The 18,078-nt window shown below is 29.9% G+C and carries 20 protein-coding genes; all 20 read left to right on the forward strand.

Going from position 1 to position 18,078, the window contains the following annotated elements:
* On the forward strand, nt 1–856 hold an 856-nt coding region (locus tag HMPREF0629_RS04445), incomplete at its 5' end, for an FtsW/RodA/SpoVE family cell cycle protein (protein WP_039856858.1).
* A gap of 1 nt (nt 857) precedes the next feature.
* A complete protein-coding gene (locus HMPREF0629_RS04450) occupies nt 858–2,297 on the forward strand; it encodes a penicillin-binding protein 2 (RefSeq protein ID WP_036728886.1) in 1,440 nt (479 codons plus the stop codon).
* A gap of 7 nt (nt 2,298–2,304) precedes the next feature.
* The gene (gene ispD, locus HMPREF0629_RS04455) at nt 2,305–3,003 is read left to right on the forward strand and encodes a 2-C-methyl-D-erythritol 4-phosphate cytidylyltransferase (RefSeq protein WP_036728882.1); all 699 of its coding nucleotides are present in this window, start codon (nt 2,305–2,307) and stop codon (nt 3,001–3,003) included.
* 8 nt (nt 3,004–3,011) lie between these two features.
* The gene (gene ispF / locus HMPREF0629_RS04460) at nt 3,012–3,488 is read left to right on the forward strand and encodes a 2-C-methyl-D-erythritol 2,4-cyclodiphosphate synthase (RefSeq protein ID WP_036728880.1); all 477 of its coding nucleotides are present in this window, start codon (nt 3,012–3,014) and stop codon (nt 3,486–3,488) included.
* A gap of 3 nt (nt 3,489–3,491) precedes the next feature.
* A complete protein-coding gene (gene fsa, locus HMPREF0629_RS04465; protein ID WP_009222159.1) occupies nt 3,492–4,148 on the forward strand; it encodes a fructose-6-phosphate aldolase in 657 nt (218 codons plus the stop codon).
* A gap of 1 nt (nt 4,149) precedes the next feature.
* Nucleotides 4,150–5,118 (forward strand): class II fructose-bisphosphatase, encoded by a 969-nt coding sequence (gene glpX / locus HMPREF0629_RS04470; RefSeq protein ID WP_009222160.1) that lies wholly within the window; start codon nt 4,150–4,152, stop codon nt 5,116–5,118.
* Between the two features lie 30 nt (nt 5,119–5,148).
* On the forward strand, nt 5,149–6,843 hold the full coding sequence (gene rho / locus HMPREF0629_RS04475; RefSeq protein WP_036728874.1) for a transcription termination factor Rho: 1,695 nt from the start codon (nt 5,149–5,151) through the stop codon (nt 6,841–6,843).
* Nucleotides 6,833–7,615, forward strand: coding sequence for an RNA methyltransferase (locus HMPREF0629_RS04480; protein WP_009222162.1), 783 nt, complete (start codon nt 6,833–6,835; stop codon nt 7,613–7,615). Before rho ends, HMPREF0629_RS04480 begins: the two co-directional genes overlap by 11 nt.
* A complete protein-coding gene (locus tag HMPREF0629_RS04485) occupies nt 7,612–8,304 on the forward strand; it encodes a DUF6873 family GME fold protein (protein WP_009222163.1) in 693 nt (230 codons plus the stop codon). The genes HMPREF0629_RS04480 and HMPREF0629_RS04485 overlap by 4 nt, the downstream gene beginning before the upstream one ends.
* A gap of 253 nt (nt 8,305–8,557) precedes the next feature.
* Nucleotides 8,558–10,465 carry a threonine--tRNA ligase gene (thrS, locus tag HMPREF0629_RS04490; protein ID WP_039856628.1) on the forward strand — a complete coding sequence of 636 codons (1,908 nt, stop codon included), beginning with the start codon at nt 8,558–8,560 and terminating at the stop codon, nt 10,463–10,465.
* A 210-nt stretch (nt 10,466–10,675) separates the two neighbouring features.
* Nucleotides 10,676–11,032 carry a YlxM family DNA-binding protein gene (gene ylxM / locus HMPREF0629_RS04495; RefSeq protein WP_039856629.1) on the forward strand — a complete coding sequence of 119 codons (357 nt, stop codon included), beginning with the start codon at nt 10,676–10,678 and terminating at the stop codon, nt 11,030–11,032.
* Nucleotides 11,032–12,369, forward strand: coding sequence for a signal recognition particle protein (ffh, locus tag HMPREF0629_RS04500; protein ID WP_009222166.1), 1,338 nt, complete (start codon nt 11,032–11,034; stop codon nt 12,367–12,369). Before ylxM ends, ffh begins: the two co-directional genes overlap by 1 nt.
* Nucleotides 12,370–12,422: 53 nt before the next feature.
* On the forward strand, nt 12,423–12,704 hold the full coding sequence (gene rpsP, locus HMPREF0629_RS04505; RefSeq protein WP_036728858.1) for a 30S ribosomal protein S16: 282 nt from the start codon (nt 12,423–12,425) through the stop codon (nt 12,702–12,704).
* A gap of 21 nt (nt 12,705–12,725) precedes the next feature.
* Nucleotides 12,726–12,962 (forward strand): KH domain-containing protein, encoded by a 237-nt coding sequence (locus HMPREF0629_RS04510; protein WP_009222168.1) that lies wholly within the window; start codon nt 12,726–12,728, stop codon nt 12,960–12,962.
* Nucleotides 12,946–13,455 carry a ribosome maturation factor RimM gene (gene rimM / locus HMPREF0629_RS04515; protein WP_009222169.1) on the forward strand — a complete coding sequence of 170 codons (510 nt, stop codon included), beginning with the start codon at nt 12,946–12,948 and terminating at the stop codon, nt 13,453–13,455. The genes HMPREF0629_RS04510 and rimM overlap by 17 nt, the downstream gene beginning before the upstream one ends.
* On the forward strand, nt 13,452–14,180 hold the full coding sequence (gene trmD / locus HMPREF0629_RS04520; protein ID WP_009222170.1) for a tRNA (guanosine(37)-N1)-methyltransferase TrmD: 729 nt from the start codon (nt 13,452–13,454) through the stop codon (nt 14,178–14,180). The genes rimM and trmD overlap by 4 nt, the downstream gene beginning before the upstream one ends.
* A 4-nt stretch (nt 14,181–14,184) precedes the next feature.
* The gene (gene rplS / locus HMPREF0629_RS04525) at nt 14,185–14,532 is read left to right on the forward strand and encodes a 50S ribosomal protein L19 (RefSeq protein WP_009222171.1); all 348 of its coding nucleotides are present in this window, start codon (nt 14,185–14,187) and stop codon (nt 14,530–14,532) included.
* A 103-nt stretch (nt 14,533–14,635) separates the two neighbouring features.
* Nucleotides 14,636–16,291: a glycosyl hydrolase family 18 protein gene (locus HMPREF0629_RS04530; RefSeq protein WP_009222172.1), complete on the forward strand. Its 1,656-nt coding sequence runs from the start codon at nt 14,636–14,638 to the stop codon at nt 16,289–16,291.
* A gap of 49 nt (nt 16,292–16,340) precedes the next feature.
* Complete coding sequence (locus HMPREF0629_RS04535) at nt 16,341–16,985, forward strand: zinc dependent phospholipase C family protein (RefSeq protein ID WP_255263828.1); 645 nt, start codon at nt 16,341–16,343, stop codon at nt 16,983–16,985.
* 60 nt (nt 16,986–17,045) lie between these two features.
* The gene (gene asnA / locus HMPREF0629_RS04540; protein ID WP_009222174.1) at nt 17,046–18,044 is read left to right on the forward strand and encodes an aspartate--ammonia ligase; all 999 of its coding nucleotides are present in this window, start codon (nt 17,046–17,048) and stop codon (nt 18,042–18,044) included.
* Nucleotides 18,045–18,078 lie beyond the last annotated feature (34 nt).

Below are 18,078 nucleotides of genomic sequence, written 5' to 3' on the forward strand. Positions count from 1 at the left end.
AATTACTGCAGTTTTTGGTACCGATCAAGGGATGGGTGCAAAAAACTGGATATCCATGGGAAGCTTTTCAATGCAACCGTCAGAAATTACTAAAATAATAGTAATTTTTTTAGTAGCTGCATATTATACCAGTTTCCAATATCAAATAAGTAAAAAATTTAGGTTTAAACCATATACATTAATGATAATTATCTATTTTTTAATAGGCTTGTTGTTTATTCAAAAAGATCTTGGAACAGCAGCCATATTTTTGGCAATATTTACCGGGATTCAATTTGTTTATGAAGATAATAAAAAAGTAATTCTTGTCAATATAGCATTAATGATAGCAGGAGCAGTTTTAGGATATTTAATTTTTAACCACGTTAGAGTTCGTGTCGATATTTGGTTAAATCCATGGGCACCTGATAAAATTTATGGAAAAGGAAGTCAAATAGTTCAATCTCTATTTGCTATTAGTGAGGGAGGATTCTTTGGAACAGGTATTGGACTTGGATATCCAAAATTGATACCTGTTGGATATTCTGATTTTATATTTCCTATAATTTGTGAAGAAATGGGAATTTTTACAGGAATAGGTATAATAATGCTATTTATGCTATTGACATATAGGGGTATAAAAATTGCGATAAGCCAAGAATATAAGTTTTATAGAATTATATCAATTTGTGTTGCTGTACTTTTTGCAGTACAGACATTTTTAAATATAGGTGGGGTAATTAAATTAATTCCAATGACAGGAATTACCTTGCCGTTTGTGTCTTATGGGGGATCTTCAATGATTTCAAGTTGTATAGCGCTTGGAATACTTCAAGTTGCAAGTGAAGATATGTCTTATAAGTATAATGAGGTGTAGAATGGACGTAAAAGAAAACAAAAAAATATTGACATTACTAGTTTTTTTAATTGTTTTATTTTTGTCTTTGATATTATATTTAAGTTACTTTACCGTTTTTAAAGCATCTAAAATTATAGATAATCCTGCAAACAGAAGAGATGTGTTAAAAGTTGCCGAAATAAAAAGAGGAAGCATATCTGATAGAAATGGAGAAGTGTTAGCATATTCAGATGGAGAAAAATATAAGTACCAAAGACATTATCCATACCCTACAATTTATTCTCACTTAGTTGGATATTCCAGTAAAGTTAGAGGAAATTCGGGGATTGAATCAAGTTATAATAAGTACTTACTTGGAAGAGAGGGAAGTAATACATTAAAGGCGATAAGGGCATTTTTTGATAAGAGAATTGAAGTTAATGCAGGAAATAATTTGATTCTTACAACAGATACCAATATACAACAAAGATCAAGAGATTTACTTGATGAACTTGGAGAAAAAGGCGCTATAGTCGTAATGAAACCAAAAACAGGAGAAATTTTATCTTTAGTTTCTTATCCTGATTTTAATGTCGAGTCTATAGACAAAGATTATGCTGCAATAGTTGAAAGAAATGAAGGAGCATTTTTTAATAATGCAATTCAAGGATTATATACTCCCGGTTCAACTATGAAAATAGTTACAGCGGCATCAATAATAGAAAGTGGAATAAATCAAGATTATACTGATATAGGTGAAGAAAAATTGGGCGGTTATCCAATAAAAAACTCTAAAAATATGGTATATGGAGATATAAATTTAATGGAAGCATTCACTTTTTCAGTGAACACATATTTTGCAAATAAAGCAATAGGAGTTGGAAAAGATAAGTTTGGTGAAACTGCTGAAAAATTTATGTTCAACAAAAAAATTCAATTTGACCTAAATACAACTACAACAGAGCTCGCAATATCAAAATGTAAGTATAAAGATTGGGATAATCAGGCACTTGCATCTGCAGGTATAGGACAAGCGGATATTGGAGCAACACCGCTTGAAATGTGTATGGTAGCATCTGCAGTTGCTAATGAAGGGAAAATGATGAAGCCGTACTTAGTTTCTAAAGTAACTAATAATGCGGGGAATACTATATTAGAAAACAAACCTGAAGTTTTATCAGAAGCAATGAAAGTAGAAACGGCAAATCAAATTAGAGAAATGATGATAAATGTTGTAAATAAAGGATCCGGTAAAAGTGCTGCACTTAGAAATGTGCAGGTAGCAGGAAAGACAGGAACTGCACAACGTTCAGTTGAAAAATCTATTAATAATGCATGGTTTATAGGTTTTGCGCCGGCCGAAGATCCTCAAATTGCAGTTGCAATTGTAATTCAAAATGTAGACCAACTTGGTGGAGAAGTTGCTGCTCCTATGGCACAGGAAATTATAAACTATTCACTTAGTCAGTTAAATAAGTAGGAGAAAAATGTATAAGGATAATTATGTAACGGCAATAATAGCTGCTGCCGGTATGGGTAAGAGGATGAAAAATAGTTTGAATAAACAGTTTTTATCTATAAATGATATTCCGATACTTGCTCATACGATTAAAAAAATTGAATTTTCTAAATATATTGATTTTATTATTTTAATAATAAGGCGCTCAGATATAAATTATGTTGGAGAAATTATAAGTAAGTATGGAATTAATAAGCCGTTTAAGCTTGTATATGGTGGAAAAGAAAGGCAAGATTCAATTTATAATGGACTCATTAATATGCCGGATGATACAAAAATAGTTTTGACACATGATGGGGCAAGACCTTTTGTTGATGTAGCTAAAATTGACTATGCTATTGAGTCTGTTTTTGAAACTGGAAGTTGTACTCTTGCAAATCCGGTTAAGGATACTATAAAAGTTTCATTAAATGGCGAAATTGTAGATTATACTCCAAACAGAGCAGAACTTTGGGCAATTCAAACTCCGCAAGTATTTTTAAAAAATATAATTATTGGAGCATATAAGCAGGCTTATGATGAAGGATATTATGGAACCGACGATTGTTCTTTGGTAGAAAAGACAAATAGAAAAGTAAAGCTTATTTTAAATGACTATAATAATATAAAAATAACTACTCCGGAAGATTTAATTATTGCAGAGGCTATTAATAAGGATAATACTTAGGAGGTAACATGAGAATAGGTATAGGATATGATGTTCATGAACTTGTAGAAGATAGAAAACTTTTTCTCGGAGGGATAGAGATAGAATATGAAAAAGGGCTTCTTGGACATTCTGATGCAGATGTATTAATTCACGCAATAATGGATTCCATTTTAGGAGCATTATCACTTGGAGATATTGGTAAATTGTTTCCTGATACAGATGATAAATATAAGGATATTGATTCTAAAATACTTCTTAGAAAAGTTTATGATATAATGATAGATAAAGGATATGAAATTGGAAACATTGATACTGTCGTTGCAGCACAAAGACCAAAGTTAAAAGATCATATACTTGCTATGCGTAAAACAATAGCGGATATTTTAAATACAGATATTAAAAATATATCTGTAAAGGCAACTACTACCGAGCATCTTGGTTTTATAGGAAGAGAAGAAGGAATATCAGCAGAGGCTGTTGTAATTTTAGTAGAAAGAGGATAAATTATGAAATTTTTTATTGATACTGCAAATTTAGATGAGATAAGGGAGATTAATTCCTGGGGAATTATATCCGGAGTCACAACAAATCCAAGTCTTATAGCAAAAGAGGGAAGAGTTTTTGAAGATGTAGTTAGAGAAATTGCAGAAATAGTAGACGGACCGATATCTGCAGAAGTAACAGCTCTTGACAGCGAAACTATGATTACTCAAGCTATGGAGCTTTCTAAAATAAACAAAAATATAATAGTAAAAATTCCTATGACACAAGAAGGTTTAAAGGCGGTTAATATTCTTTCAAAAAAAGGAATAAAAACAAATGTAACATTAATTTTTTCTGTTAATCAAGCACTTCTTGCAGCGAGTGCAGGAGCAAACTATGTAAGTCCGTTTGTAGGAAGACTTGATGATATAGGACAAGATGGAATGGAATTAATAAGAGATTTAAGTGAAATATTCAATATTTACGGAATAGAAACAGAAATTATAGCTGCATCTGTAAGAAATACAATTCATGTTTATGAATGTGCAAAAAGTGGTGTAGATATAGCAACTATACCTTATAAAGTATTTAAACAAATGACTACTCATCCCCTTACGGAGATTGGTATAGAGAAGTTTTTGAAAGATTTTAGAGATGTTAGAACAAAAGGAGATTTTTAGAATGAACAGAAATTTAGCACTTAATCTTGCGAGAGTAACTGAAGCTGCTGCACTTTCTGCAGCAAAATTTCTTGGAAAGGGAGACAAAAATGCTGCTGATGGAGCTGCAGTTGACGCAATGAGAAGAATGTTTGACACTGTTGAAATTGATGGTGTAGTAGTAATTGGAGAAGGAGAAATTGATGAAGCTCCTATGCTTTATATAGGGGAACATATCGGAGGAACATGCGAAGAATTTGATAAAGTCGATATTGCAGTAGATCCGCTTGACGGAACTACATCAATAGCAAAGGGAATGAATAATGCTATTGCGGTAGTTGCAGTTGCACCAAGAGGATGTTTATTGAATGCGCCTGATGTTTATATGGATAAAATAGCATGTGGTCCAAAAGCGAAAGGTCAAATAAATTTAGATGATACTCCTACAGAAAACATTAAGAGGGTAGCTAAAGCTCTTGATAAAAACATTGAAGATATAACAGTTGCCATATTGGATAGACCAAGACACGAAAAAATAGTAGAAGAAATAAGATCTATAGGAGCTAGAATAAAAAAAGTTTCTGATGGTGATATAGTTACTGCTATTGAAACTTGTTTTGAAGATTCAGGTATTGATCTTATAATGGGAATGGGCGGAGCTCCTGAAGGAGTTATTGCAGCGGCAGCTCTTAAATGTTTAGGAGGAGATTTTCAGGGAAGACTTCATCCTACAGATGAAATGCAAATGAATAGATGTAAAGATTTAAATAGTGATTTAGAAAAAATTTACTATATTGATGATCTTGTAAAGGGAAATGAAGTTTTATTTTCTGCAACAGGAGTTTCTAAGGGAGAAATTTTAGATGGAGTTAAATTTTTCGGAAAAGATTCAGCCAAGACTGAAACATTAGTGCTTAGACTTCCGAGCGGAACAGTAAGAACTATTAAATCAAATCACAAATTATCACAAAAGCCTGAATATGCTAAATAATATTCAGGCCTTGTGCCTTTAGGAGTATATATGGAGAAAAAAATAGAAAATAATGAAATTTTAGACAGTAAGCCGATTGAAGATTTGCGTAATATTGCAATTTCTATGGGACTTAAAGACCATAGTTCACTTACGAGAGGAGATTATTATAATTACATAGTTAAGGGAAAAAAACCTATGATATTTTCATATAAAAAAGATGAGCTTGAAAAATTATCTGTAGCAGAACTTAGAGATATAGCAACAAATAACGGAATATCTCATAGTTATAAATTAAAAAAAGAAGAATTAATAAAAAATATATTACTTACACAATCAAATCAAGATATTCAAATTCAAAACAAAAACAAGTTAAATAATATGACAATGAGCCAATTAAGAGATATGGCTGATAATTTAAATATTAAAAAATCCTATGAATATAGAAAAACTGAATTAGTTGAAGAGATTTTAAAGATACAAAATATAGAAACAGATCTAACTTTTGACGAATATTATGACGATTTTTTAGATAGTTTAGAAGAAAAAATCGAATATGAGGAAGTCATAAATGTAGAAGATCTATCTGATAATGCTACTGAAATTATTGAAGAGATGGAAGATATAAATTATGTTGGCGGAATTTTAGATTTACACCAAGATGGTTATGGATTTTTGAGGGTTAATAACTATTTGTCGGGAGAAGGAGATATATATGTATCACCATCTCAAATAAGAAAATTTAGACTTAGAAATGGTGACGAGGTAGTAGGAGTAATAAGACCTTCAAAACCTGGTGAAAGTTATAATGCGCTGATTTATATAAAAAGTGTTAATGGATTTGAACCTAATAAATGTATAAATAGACCTTATTTTGAAAATTTAACTCCAATATATCCAAAACAAAAGCTTATACTTGAAAGTGATTCATCTGATATTGCAACAAGAATTATAGATTTAATTTCACCAATAGGAAAAGGGCAAAGAGGACTTATAGTATCACAGCCTAAAAGCGGAAAAACAACTCTTTTAAAAAAAATAGCATCTTCTATTTCAAAAAATTATCCTGAAGTAAAATTGATAGTTTTATTAATCGATGAAAGACCTGAAGAGGTTACAGATATGATGCGTTCAGTTAAAGGGGATGTAGTATATTCTACATTTGACGAACAACCTAAAAATCATATCAAAGTTGCAGAAAATGTTATAGAAAGAGCTAAGAGATTAGTTGAGCAAAAGAAAGATGTGGTCATACTTTTAGATTCACTTACAAGGCTTACAAGAGCATATAATTTAACAACACCAACAAGTGGAAAAACACTTTCGGGTGGTCTTGATCCATTATCTTTGCATAAACCGAAAAGATTTTTTGGAGCAGCAAGGAATATTGAAGAAGGGGGAAGCCTTACCATACTTGCTACAGCACTTATAGAAACAGGTTCAAAAATGGATGATATAATATTTGAAGAATTTAAGGGAACCGGAAATATGGAAGTTCACCTTGATAGAATACTTTCTGAAAAAAGAATATTTCCGGCGATTGACATATATAAAAGCGGAACAAGAAAAGAGGAGCTTTTATTAAATAATGATGAGCTTGAGTTTGCATGGACAATTAGACGTATTATGAATAAAGAGTCTACAGAAGACGTTACGGAATTTATACTTCAAAATATAATTAAATATGAAAAAAACAAAGATTTTATAGAAGGAATAAAGGATAAGTTTAATTTAAATGAAAAATGATTTGATTATTGAAAGTAAAGATAATAAAAGCTTCAAATATTTAAAGTCTCTTTTAAACAAGAAGCAAAGAACATTAGATAAAATTTTTTTTGTAGAAGGAATAAAAGTATTAGAAGAAGCTTTAAAGTACAAAATACCTATGTATATCGCAGTATCAGATACATTTAATAAATCAATAGTAACCGATCTTATTTTAAAATATCAGTTAAATAATGTGGTGATATATTATTTTAAAAATACTATTTTTAAACAGCTCACTGATACAGAAAATTCACAAGGAATTATAGCGTATTTTAAACATATACACATTAATGGAATTAATGAAATAGAAAATGGTAAATATGCTTTTTTAGATGATCTTCAAGATCCGGGAAATGTAGGTGGCTTAATAAGGTCTGCTGATGCTTTTTCGTTAGACGGCATAATATTATCTAAAAATACAGTTGAGTTATATAATCCGAAATTAATAAGATCTACAATGGCATCGGTTTTTAGGGTTAAACTTTATATAGTAGAGAGCAAAAATGAAATTTTAAAATTAAAAGAAAAGGGATTTAAAATAATATCAACTTCAGTTGAGAATGCAAAGGCATCATATGAATACAAATTTTCTGAAAATTCTGTAATTACATTCGGAAACGAGGCAAAAGGAGTAAGTGATGAAGTTTTTTCTTATAGTGATGAAAAAATTTATATTCCAATGTCTGAAGAGATAAACTCTCTTAATGTAAATGTTGCTGCTTCAATATTATTTTATGAAATGAACAGATGACAAGACTTGTAGTAGATAAAAATATAAATTCAAAACTAAAAAATAAACTTTTAAAAATGGGATACGAATTAATATATACCACAGAAAATAAAAAATTGCTTGATGGTATAAATTGTCATCCTGATATGTTATTAAGACCATTAGAAAACAGGGATATTATTTGTGATAAAGAAAATATTGATTATTATAAAAAATATTTTGAAGGATATAATTTAATAGAAACTGAAAAAATTCTTGATAAAAAATATCCTTTGGATGTAGCGCTGAATTTTGTTACTTATAATGGATATTTTATACATAACTTATCTTATACGGACAAGAAAGTAATAAATTATTATAAAGATAGAAATTATAAGTTTATAAATGTTAGACAAGGGTATACTAAGTGTAACATACTTATAGGCAAAAATTCATTAATTACATCTGATGATAACATTTATAATAAACTTAAAGAGATTTTTAATATACTTTTAATAGAACATGGGCAGATAGTGCTTAGAGGTTTTAATTACGGATTTATAGGCGGAGCATCCGGATTTTTAGATAATAAAATCATGTTTACGGGAGATTTTAAAAATCACAGCAGTTATAAAAAAATGATTGAATTTTTAGAACGAAATAATGAAGAATATGTTATTTTGACAGATGAGCCCATTGAAGATTATGGAAGTATTCTCGAAATTAGATAGTTGCCTTTTTAAATAAGTTATGTTATTATATCAATAATATTTTACGTAGATGGGATAAGTAGAATAGAAATATCTTCACAGAGAGAAGAACATCAGCTGAAAGTTCTTTAAGTAAAGCTATTTGAAAACTAACCCTGAGTACCTTGGTAATGCGAGGCGTGTTAGTCGCGATAAGATGATTAAGGAATAATTAAGGTGGAACCACGGTTTATCGTCCTTTCGGATGATAAACCTCTTTTATTTGGAGGTAAAAATGATAGTAAAATTGCCTGATGGCTCAGAAAAAGTATATGAATGCTCAAAAACTGTAAAAGAGATAACAATGGATATTTCAGAGGGACTTGCAAGAGTTGCAGTAGGAGCAGTAGTTAACGGAGAAACTTTAGGAATGAAAGATTTAGTTTCCTGTGACTGCGATTTTAGAGTTCTTAAATTTGATGATAAAGAGGGAAAACAAATTTTTTGGCATACAACATCACATGTTATGGCTTATGCAATAAAAAATTTATTTAGCGGAAGTAAATTTGCCATAGGACCATCGATTGCCAATGGATTTTACTATGACATAGATGTTGAACACAGATTTGCTCCTGAAGATCTTGAAAAGATAGAATCAGAAATGAAAAAAATTATAAAAAGTGAATATGAAGTTGAAAAATTATCCTTACCAAGAGCGGAAGCAATAAAACTATTTAAGGATTTGGAACAAAATTATAAACTTGAGTTGATAGAAGGTATAGAGGATGAAAATATAAGTATATATAAAATAGGCGACTATTATGATTTATGCAAAGGTCCTCATTTGGAAAATGTTAAAGCAATTAAAGCATTTAAGTTACTTTCAATAGCAGGTGCATATTGGAAAGGTGACGAAAATAATAAAATGCTTCAAAGAATATATGGAATTTCTTTTGAAAAGAAAAAACAGCTTGATGAATATATAGAGAGAATTGAAGAAGCGGAAAAGAGAGATCACAGAAAACTTGGACGTGAACTTGATTTATTTACAATGCATGATGAAGGTCCGGGATTCCCATTTTTCCATCCTAATGGAATGATACTTAGAAATGAACTATTAGGTTGGTGGAGAAATGTTTTAATTGAGAACGGCTACGGAGAAATACAAACTCCTATCATTTTAAATGAAGCTCTATGGCATAGATCAGGACACTGGGATCACTATAAAGAAAATATGTATTTTACAAAAATAGATGGAGAAGATTATGCTGTAAAGCCTATGAACTGTCCCGGCTCTACAATAGTATATTCTACAAATCCTCATTCATACAGGGAGCTCCCAATAAGACTTTCTGAATTTGGACAAGTTCATAGACATGAATTGTCAGGAGCACTTCATGGACTATTTAGGGTAAGAACATTTACTCAAGATGATGCTCACGTATATTGCTTGCCATCTCAAATTGAAGAAGAAGTATTTAAGATGATAGATCTTGCCGATTATTTATATTCAACATTTGGATTTAAATATTCAGTTGAACTTTCTACAAGACCGGAAGATTTTATGGGAGATATTGAAACTTGGAATAAAGCGGAAGAAAGTTTAAAGGTAGCTCTTGAAAAGAAAAATATCAAATATTCTATCAATGAAGGAGACGGAGCATTTTATGGACCTAAAATTGACTTTCATCTTGAAGATGCTATTGGAAGAACATGGCAATGTGGAACAATTCAGTTGGATTTCCAAATGCCTGTAAATTTTGACTTGACATATATAAATGAAAAGGGAGAAAAAGCAAGACCTGTAATGCTTCACAGAGCTTTACTCGGATCAGTTGAAAGATTTATGGGAATATTGATAGAACATTTTGCGGGAAAATTCCCATTGTGGTTGTCTCCGATACAAGTTGAAATTATACCTGTATCTGAAAAATTTGCCGAATTTGCAAAAGAACTTGAAATAAAACTTAAAAATACAGGTTTAAAAGTATATTTAGATGAGAGAGCAGAAAAAGTTGGATACAAGATAAGAGAAGCACAGCTAAAGAAAATAAATTATATGCTTGTAGTTGGAGAACAAGAAGTAAATTCAGGTAAACTTTCGGTAAGAAAGAGAAACGGCGAAGAAATTAAAGATTGTGAAGTGGAAGAATTTATAAATATTTTAAAATCTGAAATAGAATCAAAAGAAATTACAAATTAAAAATAAGTGATAGAATAAAAACTCTTAGGGTAGTGTCTCTAAGAGTTTTTATTAATATATTTTATATAAATAGTGAGTTTTATGTAAATGAAGATATAAATAATAAAAAATTTTTATATTTATTAAAAATATATTGACATAAAATAGCTTGTTAAGTATAATTAATAAGGTCAATGAAAAAGGTTGACCGTAAGTGATTGTGGTGATATTATGATTGATAAAGTAATTGAAATAAATACTCTTTTAGATTTTTATGGAAAGCTATTATCTGAAAAGCAAGAAAGAGCAATAACTATGTATTATATATATGATTGTTCTATAAATGAAATTGCGGAAGAACTTTGTATTTCTAAACAGGCGGTATCGGATAATATTAAAAGGGCAGAACAAAAATTAATTGATTATGAGAAAAAGCTTGATTTAGTTAAAAGCTATGAAGAAAGATTAAATAAACTTGCTTTGCTTAGAGATTTATTTTCAGAATTTAAAAATAATTCAAAGAGTGTTGATGATATAACATTGAGAAAAATATATTCCACAATTTTTGATAAAGAGGAGGTGTATTGATGGTATTCGAATCTTTGTCGGATAAATTACAAGATACACTGTCAAGGCTGAGAGGAAAAGGAAAGCTATCTGAAAAAGACATTGATGCTGCCATGAGAGAGGTTAAACTTGCTCTTTTAGAAGCAGACGTAAATTTCAAGGTAGTTAAAGATTTTATAAAGAGTGTCAAGGAACGTTCATTAGGTTCTGAGGTACTTGAGAGCTTAACTCCGGGACAGCAGGTTATAAAGATTGTAAATGAAGAGCTCACTTCTTTAATGGGTAAAGGTGAAGCTAAAATAGATTATTCTAAGAAACCTACCGTTATAATGATGTGTGGACTTCAAGGTGCAGGAAAGACAACAACTTCTGCTAAGCTTGCTAATTTAATGAAGAAAAATGGTAAAAGACCACTTCTTGTTGCATGCGATGTATATAGACCGGCTGCAATAAAACAGTTGCAGATAGTTGGAAGCAGTGTTGATGTTCCTGTGTTTTCTATGGGAGATAAAATAAATCCTGTTGATATTGCCAAGGCAGCTTTGGAACATGCTAAAAAAAATGGGAATGATGTTGTTTTATTAGATACTGCCGGCAGACTTCACATAGATGAATCTCTTATGGAAGAATTGCTTAGGATGAATGAACAGACAAATCCATCTGAAGTATTGCTTGTTTTAGATTCTATGACAGGTCAGGATGCTGTTAATGTTGCTGATTCATTTGATAAGCTTTTAAAATTGAGTGGTGTTATACTCACCAAGCTTGATGGAGATGCAAGGGGTGGAGCTGCACTTTCAATAAGGGCTGTTACTGATGTTCCTATAAAGTTTATTGCTATGGGAGAAAAACTTGATCAAATTGAGGTTTTTCATCCTGACAGAATGGCATCGAGAATACTTGGAATGGGAGACGTTTTGAGTTTAATTGAAAAAGCGCAGGTGGCAGTAGATGAAAAGAAAGCTATTGAGCTTGAACAGAAGATTAGAAACCAGACTTTTACATTTGATGATTTTTTAGATCAGCTTGAGCAAATGAAAAATTTAGGACCTCTTGAGGATATTCTCGGAATGCTTCCGGGTATGAATAATAAAATGCTTAAGGGAATTAATATTGATAATAAAGAATTTGCAAGAGTTGAAGCTATTATAAAATCCATGACAAAGGAAGAAAGACAAAAGCCGGAAATTATAGATATTTCCAGAAGAAAGAGAATTGCTGAAGGAAGTGGTACATCACCTGTTGATGTAAATAAACTTTTAAAACAATTTAGAGATCTCAGAAAAATGATGAAACAATTTGGAAATATGGGAAAGACAATGAAAAATAAGAGATTTAAAATGCCTTTTTCATTTTAAGTAGTTGGAATTTATTTTATATAAATTTAGTTTTTTTAATGGAGGTGAATTAATTGGCAGTTAAGATTAGACTTAGAAGAATGGGAGCTAAAAAGAATCCTTTCTATAGAATAGTTGTAGCAGACTCTCGTAGTCCGAGAGATGGAAAATTTATTGAAGAAATTGGTTATTATGATCCACTAACTGAACCTAAAAAGGTTGTAGTTGATTCAGAAAAAGCAAATAAATGGATAAAAAACGGTGCTAAACCAACAGATACTGTTGATAGATTGTTTAAAGAAAATAGTGTTTATGAAGCTAAAGTGGAAGAAGTAAAGACAGAAGATGCTGAGTAATCTTTTGTATGGAGGAATCAAATGGTTGAATTAGTTGAATATATTGCTAAATCTTTAGTTGATTGTCCCGATTCTATAAAGATTACATCACATAGAGAGAATGATGAGTTAGTTATATCTCTAAGTGTTCTACAAAGTGACATGGGAAAGGTTATAGGAAAACAAGGTAGGATTGCAAAGGCTATTCGATCTATTTTAAAAGCTATTTCTCTTAAGGAAAATATAAGGGTTAATTTAGAAATTGAAGAAATTAAGTGAGTGTACAATAATCGGTAAGATTATCAATACAAGGGGAATAAAAGGAGAAGTTAAAATTTTTCCACTAACAAGTTCGGTTCATAGATTTTCGGATTTGATTACTGTTTTTATCGGCAAAAATCTTGAAGAATTTGAAGTATCAAATGTATCTTATGATGATAGATTTGTATATTTAAAATTTAAAAACATTGATAATATAAATGATATACTTAGATTTAAAGATGAGTTTTTATATATTGATGATGCTGATAGGATTGAATTGGAAGAAAATACCTTTTTTATAAATGACATAATTGGATGTAAGGTATTTGATTTGAATGATAATGAGCTTGGAGAAATTAAAGACGTTATAGAAAATCCTGTAAATGATTTATATTTATTAAAATCTGAAACAGGCGAATCTTTAATTCCTGCTGTTTCACAATTTGTAAAAAAGATTGATATTGATAATAAGATTATTGTTATAGACCCTATAGAGGGGTTGATTAATTGAAGTTCAGTATTCTTACACTTTTTCCTGAGTTTTTTGATGCTCTCCGAAATTATAGTATTGTAGGAAGAGCTATTGAAGAAAGTAAAATAGAGATTAATACTGTAAATATTAGAGACTTTTCTGAAAATAAGCATGGGCAGGTTGATGATTACTCTTATGGAGGAGGGCCAGGTATGGTTATGATGGCACCGCCTATATATAGAGCAATAAAATCTGTTGAATCTGAAAATTCTAGGGTAATTTATTTATCACCTCAAGGAAAGACATTAACACAGAAAAAGTTAATTGAACTTTCGAAAATTGAGCATCTGGTTCTTCTTAATGGACATTATGAGGGAATAGATAATAGAATAATAGAAAATTATGTTGATGAAGAGATTTCTATAGGTGATTATGTATTAACTGGAGCGGAGATACCGTCTATGGTGCTGATTGATGGAATTACAAGGCTTCTTCCGGGAGTTTTGTCTTCTGATGAATCATACAGCATAGAGTCTCATTATAATGGAATTTTGGAGTATCCTCAGTATACTAGACCAAGTAGTTTTAATGGGTATGATGTTCCGGAAATTCTGTTAAGCGGTAATCACGAAAAAATAAAACAGTATAGAATTTATGAAGCAATAAAGGTTACACTGAAAAAAAGACCTGAATTATTAGATAGAGATAAATTATCTGATTATGAAAAAAAGATTTTAAATGATATAGAGTTTGAAGGGAGGTAACAAATTGGATATTATTAGAGCACTTGAAGCAGAACAAATAAAAAATGATTTACCTAAGATGAGTGTTGGTGATACAGTTCAAGTTCACTATAGAATTATAGAAGGTTCAAGAGAAAGAGTTCAAGTTTTTGAAGGAACTGTAATTAAAATTCAAGGAGAAAGTTCAAGAAAGACTTTTACTGTAAGAAGAATTTCTTATGGAATTGGAGTTGAAAGAACATTCTTATTATATTCGCCAAGAATTGCTAAATTGGTAATAGTTCGTAAGGGAAAAGTTAGACGTTCTAAATTGTACTATCTAAGAGATAGACAAGGTAAGGCTGCTAAAGTTAAGGAAAAAGTAAATTATTAATTAAAATATGGGACTTGTATAAGTCCTATTTTTTAATTAAAGGCTTTTAATTTTAATTCATAAGCTATATAATATAAGATATTAAATTAATGAGGATGATGAAATGAAAAAATTTTTTATTGGTTTTATATTTATATTACTTATTTTTGCGGCAGGAGGATTTTATTTTTTAAATTCAAGAGGTTCAAGTGAAACTTCTACTAAATATAAAGAATTTAGTTTTATCTATGAAGATAAGGATATAGATAAAAAAGATTTTGCTAAGATTGACGGACAATATTATCTATCATTAGATTTTATAAAAGAATATATTGACGACACAATATCTTATGATGAATCTGAAAAAGCTGTAATTTTTGTAAATACTAAGGGTACAAAGAGAATAGTTTTAGGTGCTAATGAAGCTTTTTTGAATGATCAAAGAGTAGGATTAAGATCCGCTGTAATTGAGAAAGATGGAAAGGTTTTAATTCCTTCAGAAATATTTATATATGACTATCCGGTATCTCTTAGATATATTGAAGATAAAAAAGTTCTTGTAATGGATAGAAAAGATATTGAATATGCAGTAGGAATTCCTACTGGTGATGGCTTAAATATGCGTGAGGAAGATAGCATAAAATCTCCGATAGTATCAATTTTAAAGAGGGATAATAAAGTTTATGTTTATGGAGAAAAGGGAGATTTTTATAAAGTTAGAGAAATTGATGGATATTCAGGATATATTAAAAAATCACTGCTTGATGTTGAATTTCCCAAAAATAAGTTTAAATTAGAAATTGGAATTGATAATGGAGAGGCTGTTAAGCCTCTCAATTTAACATGGGATTATACATATGGACCTCAAAGTCAAGAAAGTATAGATGCTATAACTTCTATAAAAGGTTTAAATGTAATATGCCCTACATGGTTTTCTGTAGCTAATTCTAATTTAGATATAATTGACAGAGGAAATCAAGAATACGTAAATAAATATAAAGCACTTGGAATTGAGGTTTGGGCTTATTTAGATAACTCATTTAATGCGGATTTAACACATGAAGTTTTATCTAAGAGTTCATCAAGATATATTTTAGCTACAAAAACACTTAGACTTGCAAAAAGATATGGATTATCCGGTGTTAATGTGGATTTTGAAAACACCAAAATTGAAGATAGAGAAAATATTACGCAGTTTGTAAGAGAACTTTCCGGCATGTTTCATTCTGAAGGTCTAAAAGTTAGTGTAGATGTTACACCACAAATTTCAAGTGATGTTACAAAAGAACCATATAATAGAAAAGAACTTGCGAGATTTTGTGATTATGTAATTTTAATGGCATACGACCAACATTGGGCATCGTCAAAAAAAGCAGGTTCAGTTGCTGAATATAAATGGGTTGAAGGTAATTTAAACGTTCTATTTAGGCAAATACCACAAGAAAAATTAGTTTTAGGTGTACCATTATATTCTAGGTTGTGGAGTGAAAATGATAGCAATGTAAAATCAAGTTCGCTATCTATGAATCAAGTAAAAAATATTATAGAATCAAAAGGCAGTTCAATTAGTTGGGATGATGTTTCAAAACAAGACTATACAGAATACTCCGAAAATGACAAGTTGTATAAAATATGGATTGAAGATGCAAAGTCAATAGAGTGGAAAACATCTCTTATAAATAAATATAATTTAGCTGGAATTGCAAGCTGGAGAAAAGGATTTGAAACCTCTGATATTTGGGATACAATAGATTCTGTTTTATCAAACATTAAATACTAAAAGATTGACAAAATAGATATATTATATTAAAATAAGTACAAATTTTTTGATGGGAGTGTTAAAAATATTAGCTGAAACTCACAGAAAAATTGCAGGTAAAATTTATGATAAAATTTTATATGAATATGGAATAGAACTTAACTTGAATAAACTGGAGTGGGGTGCTGTTGCACCGGATTATTTGCCATATTATAAGTTTAAAAGACATTATAAAGAAGAAAGCATAAATTTTATTTGTAGAGAAATTGTAAATTTAATTTTTATATGTAGATATGCTGACTTGTATAGTGATAAAAATTCATTTTTAATTAAGTATTTGAGCAAAAGAATAGGTATAATTTCACACTATTTATGTGATTATACATGTTACCCTCATGCATATCGAATGACTTTTATTGGAAATATGAAAAAACATATTAAATATGAGTCTGATTTGAATGATTATGCAAAAGAATATAATTTTGAAAACAACCACATTTCTATTAATAGCATAAATATTGAATGTAATTCGTTAGATAGTTTATTTTTTACGGTTAAAAATTATATTAATTATGTTATTGATAACTATAAGTCGGAAGAAAATTCTTTTTCAAATGATTTAAATTATGCTATGAAACTTAGTTATAATATGACAGATTTTATAGTGGAGACAATTTTAGATTATTCAGAAGAAATGGGATATCAATTTGCTTAATTAATAGTTAGTAAATATTCTTTCATCATTGATGAGGGGATATTTTTATTTGGAGGTAATATGAGAAATAATTCAGAAGTGACAAAGTTAGATCTAAAAGAAACACAAATGGCAATAAAATCACTAAAAGACTATTTTCAAAGAGATTTGGCTAATAGTTTAAATTTGGCAAGAATATCAGCTCCACTTATGGTAAGACCTGAAACCGGATTAAATGATAATTTAAGCGGTTTTGAGAAAGCTGTTAGTTTTGATATTAGAAATTATGATATAAATGTTGAGATAGTACAATCTCTTGCAAAGTGGAAAAGAAATGCTCTTAAAGAATATGGTTTTAAATGTTATGAGGGAATATATGCAGATATGAATGCTTTAAGACCTGACGAAGAACTTGACAAAATACATTCTATATATGTTGACCAATGGGATTGGGAAAAGATTATAAAGAAAGAAGATAGGAATGAATATTTCTTAAGGTCGGTCGTAAAAGAAATATTTGAAGTTTTTAAAAGAGCGGAAGAGTATATAAATCAATTGTATCCACTTGTTTTTGAAAAAAAGCTTCCGGATGAAATATATTTTATAAAAAGCCAAGAACTTGAAGATATGTATCCTAATTTAACAGGTAAAGAAAGAGAAAGGGAAATTTGCAGAGAGAAAAAAGCGGTATTTATAATTGGGATAGGGAATAAATTAAAATCTGGTGAACCGCATGATTTGAGAAGTCCTGATTATGATGATTGGTCATTAAATGGAGATATACTTTTTTGGAATCCTGTTATAGAAGATTCGTTTGAGCTTTCCAGTATGGGAATAAGAGTCGATGAAAATTCGCTTAAAAATCAGCTTGAAGAATCAAATAAGACAGAAAGAATGAGTATGGATTATCACAAAAATATAATAAATAAAAAATTGCCATATACAATAGGTGGCGGGATAGGACAATCAAGACTTTGTATGTTTTTCCTTGAAAAAAGACATATAGGAGAGGTCCAAGCTTCAGTTTGGACTCCTGAAATTATTGATGAATGTAAAAAACAAAATATAATTTTACTTTAATTTTAATAAAAATTACACATTTGTAACTATTTAT

The organism is Peptoniphilus sp. oral taxon 386 str. F0131 (genome assembly GCF_000090945.1).
GTDB lineage: Bacteria > Bacillota > Clostridia > Tissierellales > Peptoniphilaceae > Anaerosphaera > Anaerosphaera mikwangii.

Excerpts from the sequence above, each read along its gene's own strand:
- ispF (WP_036728880.1), top strand. The coding sequence starts at position 3,012 with ATGAGAATAGGTATAGGATATGATGTTCATGAACTTGTAGAAGATAGA.
- glpX (WP_009222160.1), top strand. The coding sequence starts at position 4,150 with ATGAACAGAAATTTAGCACTTAATCTTGCGAGAGTAACTGAAGCTGCT.
- ffh (WP_009222166.1), top strand. The coding sequence starts at position 11,032 with ATGGTATTCGAATCTTTGTCGGATAAATTACAAGATACACTGTCAAGG.
- ylxM (WP_039856629.1), top strand. The coding sequence starts at position 10,676 with ATGATTGATAAAGTAATTGAAATAAATACTCTTTTAGATTTTTATGGA.
- asnA (WP_009222174.1), top strand. The coding sequence starts at position 17,046 with ATGAGAAATAATTCAGAAGTGACAAAGTTAGATCTAAAAGAAACACAA.
- rho (WP_036728874.1), top strand. The coding sequence starts at position 5,149 with ATGGAGAAAAAAATAGAAAATAATGAAATTTTAGACAGTAAGCCGATT.
- HMPREF0629_RS04485 (WP_009222163.1), top strand. The coding sequence starts at position 7,612 with ATGACAAGACTTGTAGTAGATAAAAATATAAATTCAAAACTAAAAAAT.
- thrS (WP_039856628.1), top strand. The coding sequence starts at position 8,558 with ATGATAGTAAAATTGCCTGATGGCTCAGAAAAAGTATATGAATGCTCA.
- HMPREF0629_RS04535 (WP_255263828.1), top strand. The coding sequence starts at position 16,341 with ATGGGAGTGTTAAAAATATTAGCTGAAACTCACAGAAAAATTGCAGGT.
- fsa (WP_009222159.1), top strand. The coding sequence starts at position 3,492 with ATGAAATTTTTTATTGATACTGCAAATTTAGATGAGATAAGGGAGATT.
- HMPREF0629_RS04450 (WP_036728886.1), top strand. The coding sequence starts at position 858 with ATGGACGTAAAAGAAAACAAAAAAATATTGACATTACTAGTTTTTTTA.
- HMPREF0629_RS04510 (WP_009222168.1), top strand. The coding sequence starts at position 12,726 with ATGGTTGAATTAGTTGAATATATTGCTAAATCTTTAGTTGATTGTCCC.
- ispD (WP_036728882.1), top strand. The coding sequence starts at position 2,305 with ATGTATAAGGATAATTATGTAACGGCAATAATAGCTGCTGCCGGTATG.
- HMPREF0629_RS04530 (WP_009222172.1), top strand. The coding sequence starts at position 14,636 with ATGAAAAAATTTTTTATTGGTTTTATATTTATATTACTTATTTTTGCG.
- HMPREF0629_RS04480 (WP_009222162.1), top strand. The coding sequence starts at position 6,833 with ATGAAAAATGATTTGATTATTGAAAGTAAAGATAATAAAAGCTTCAAA.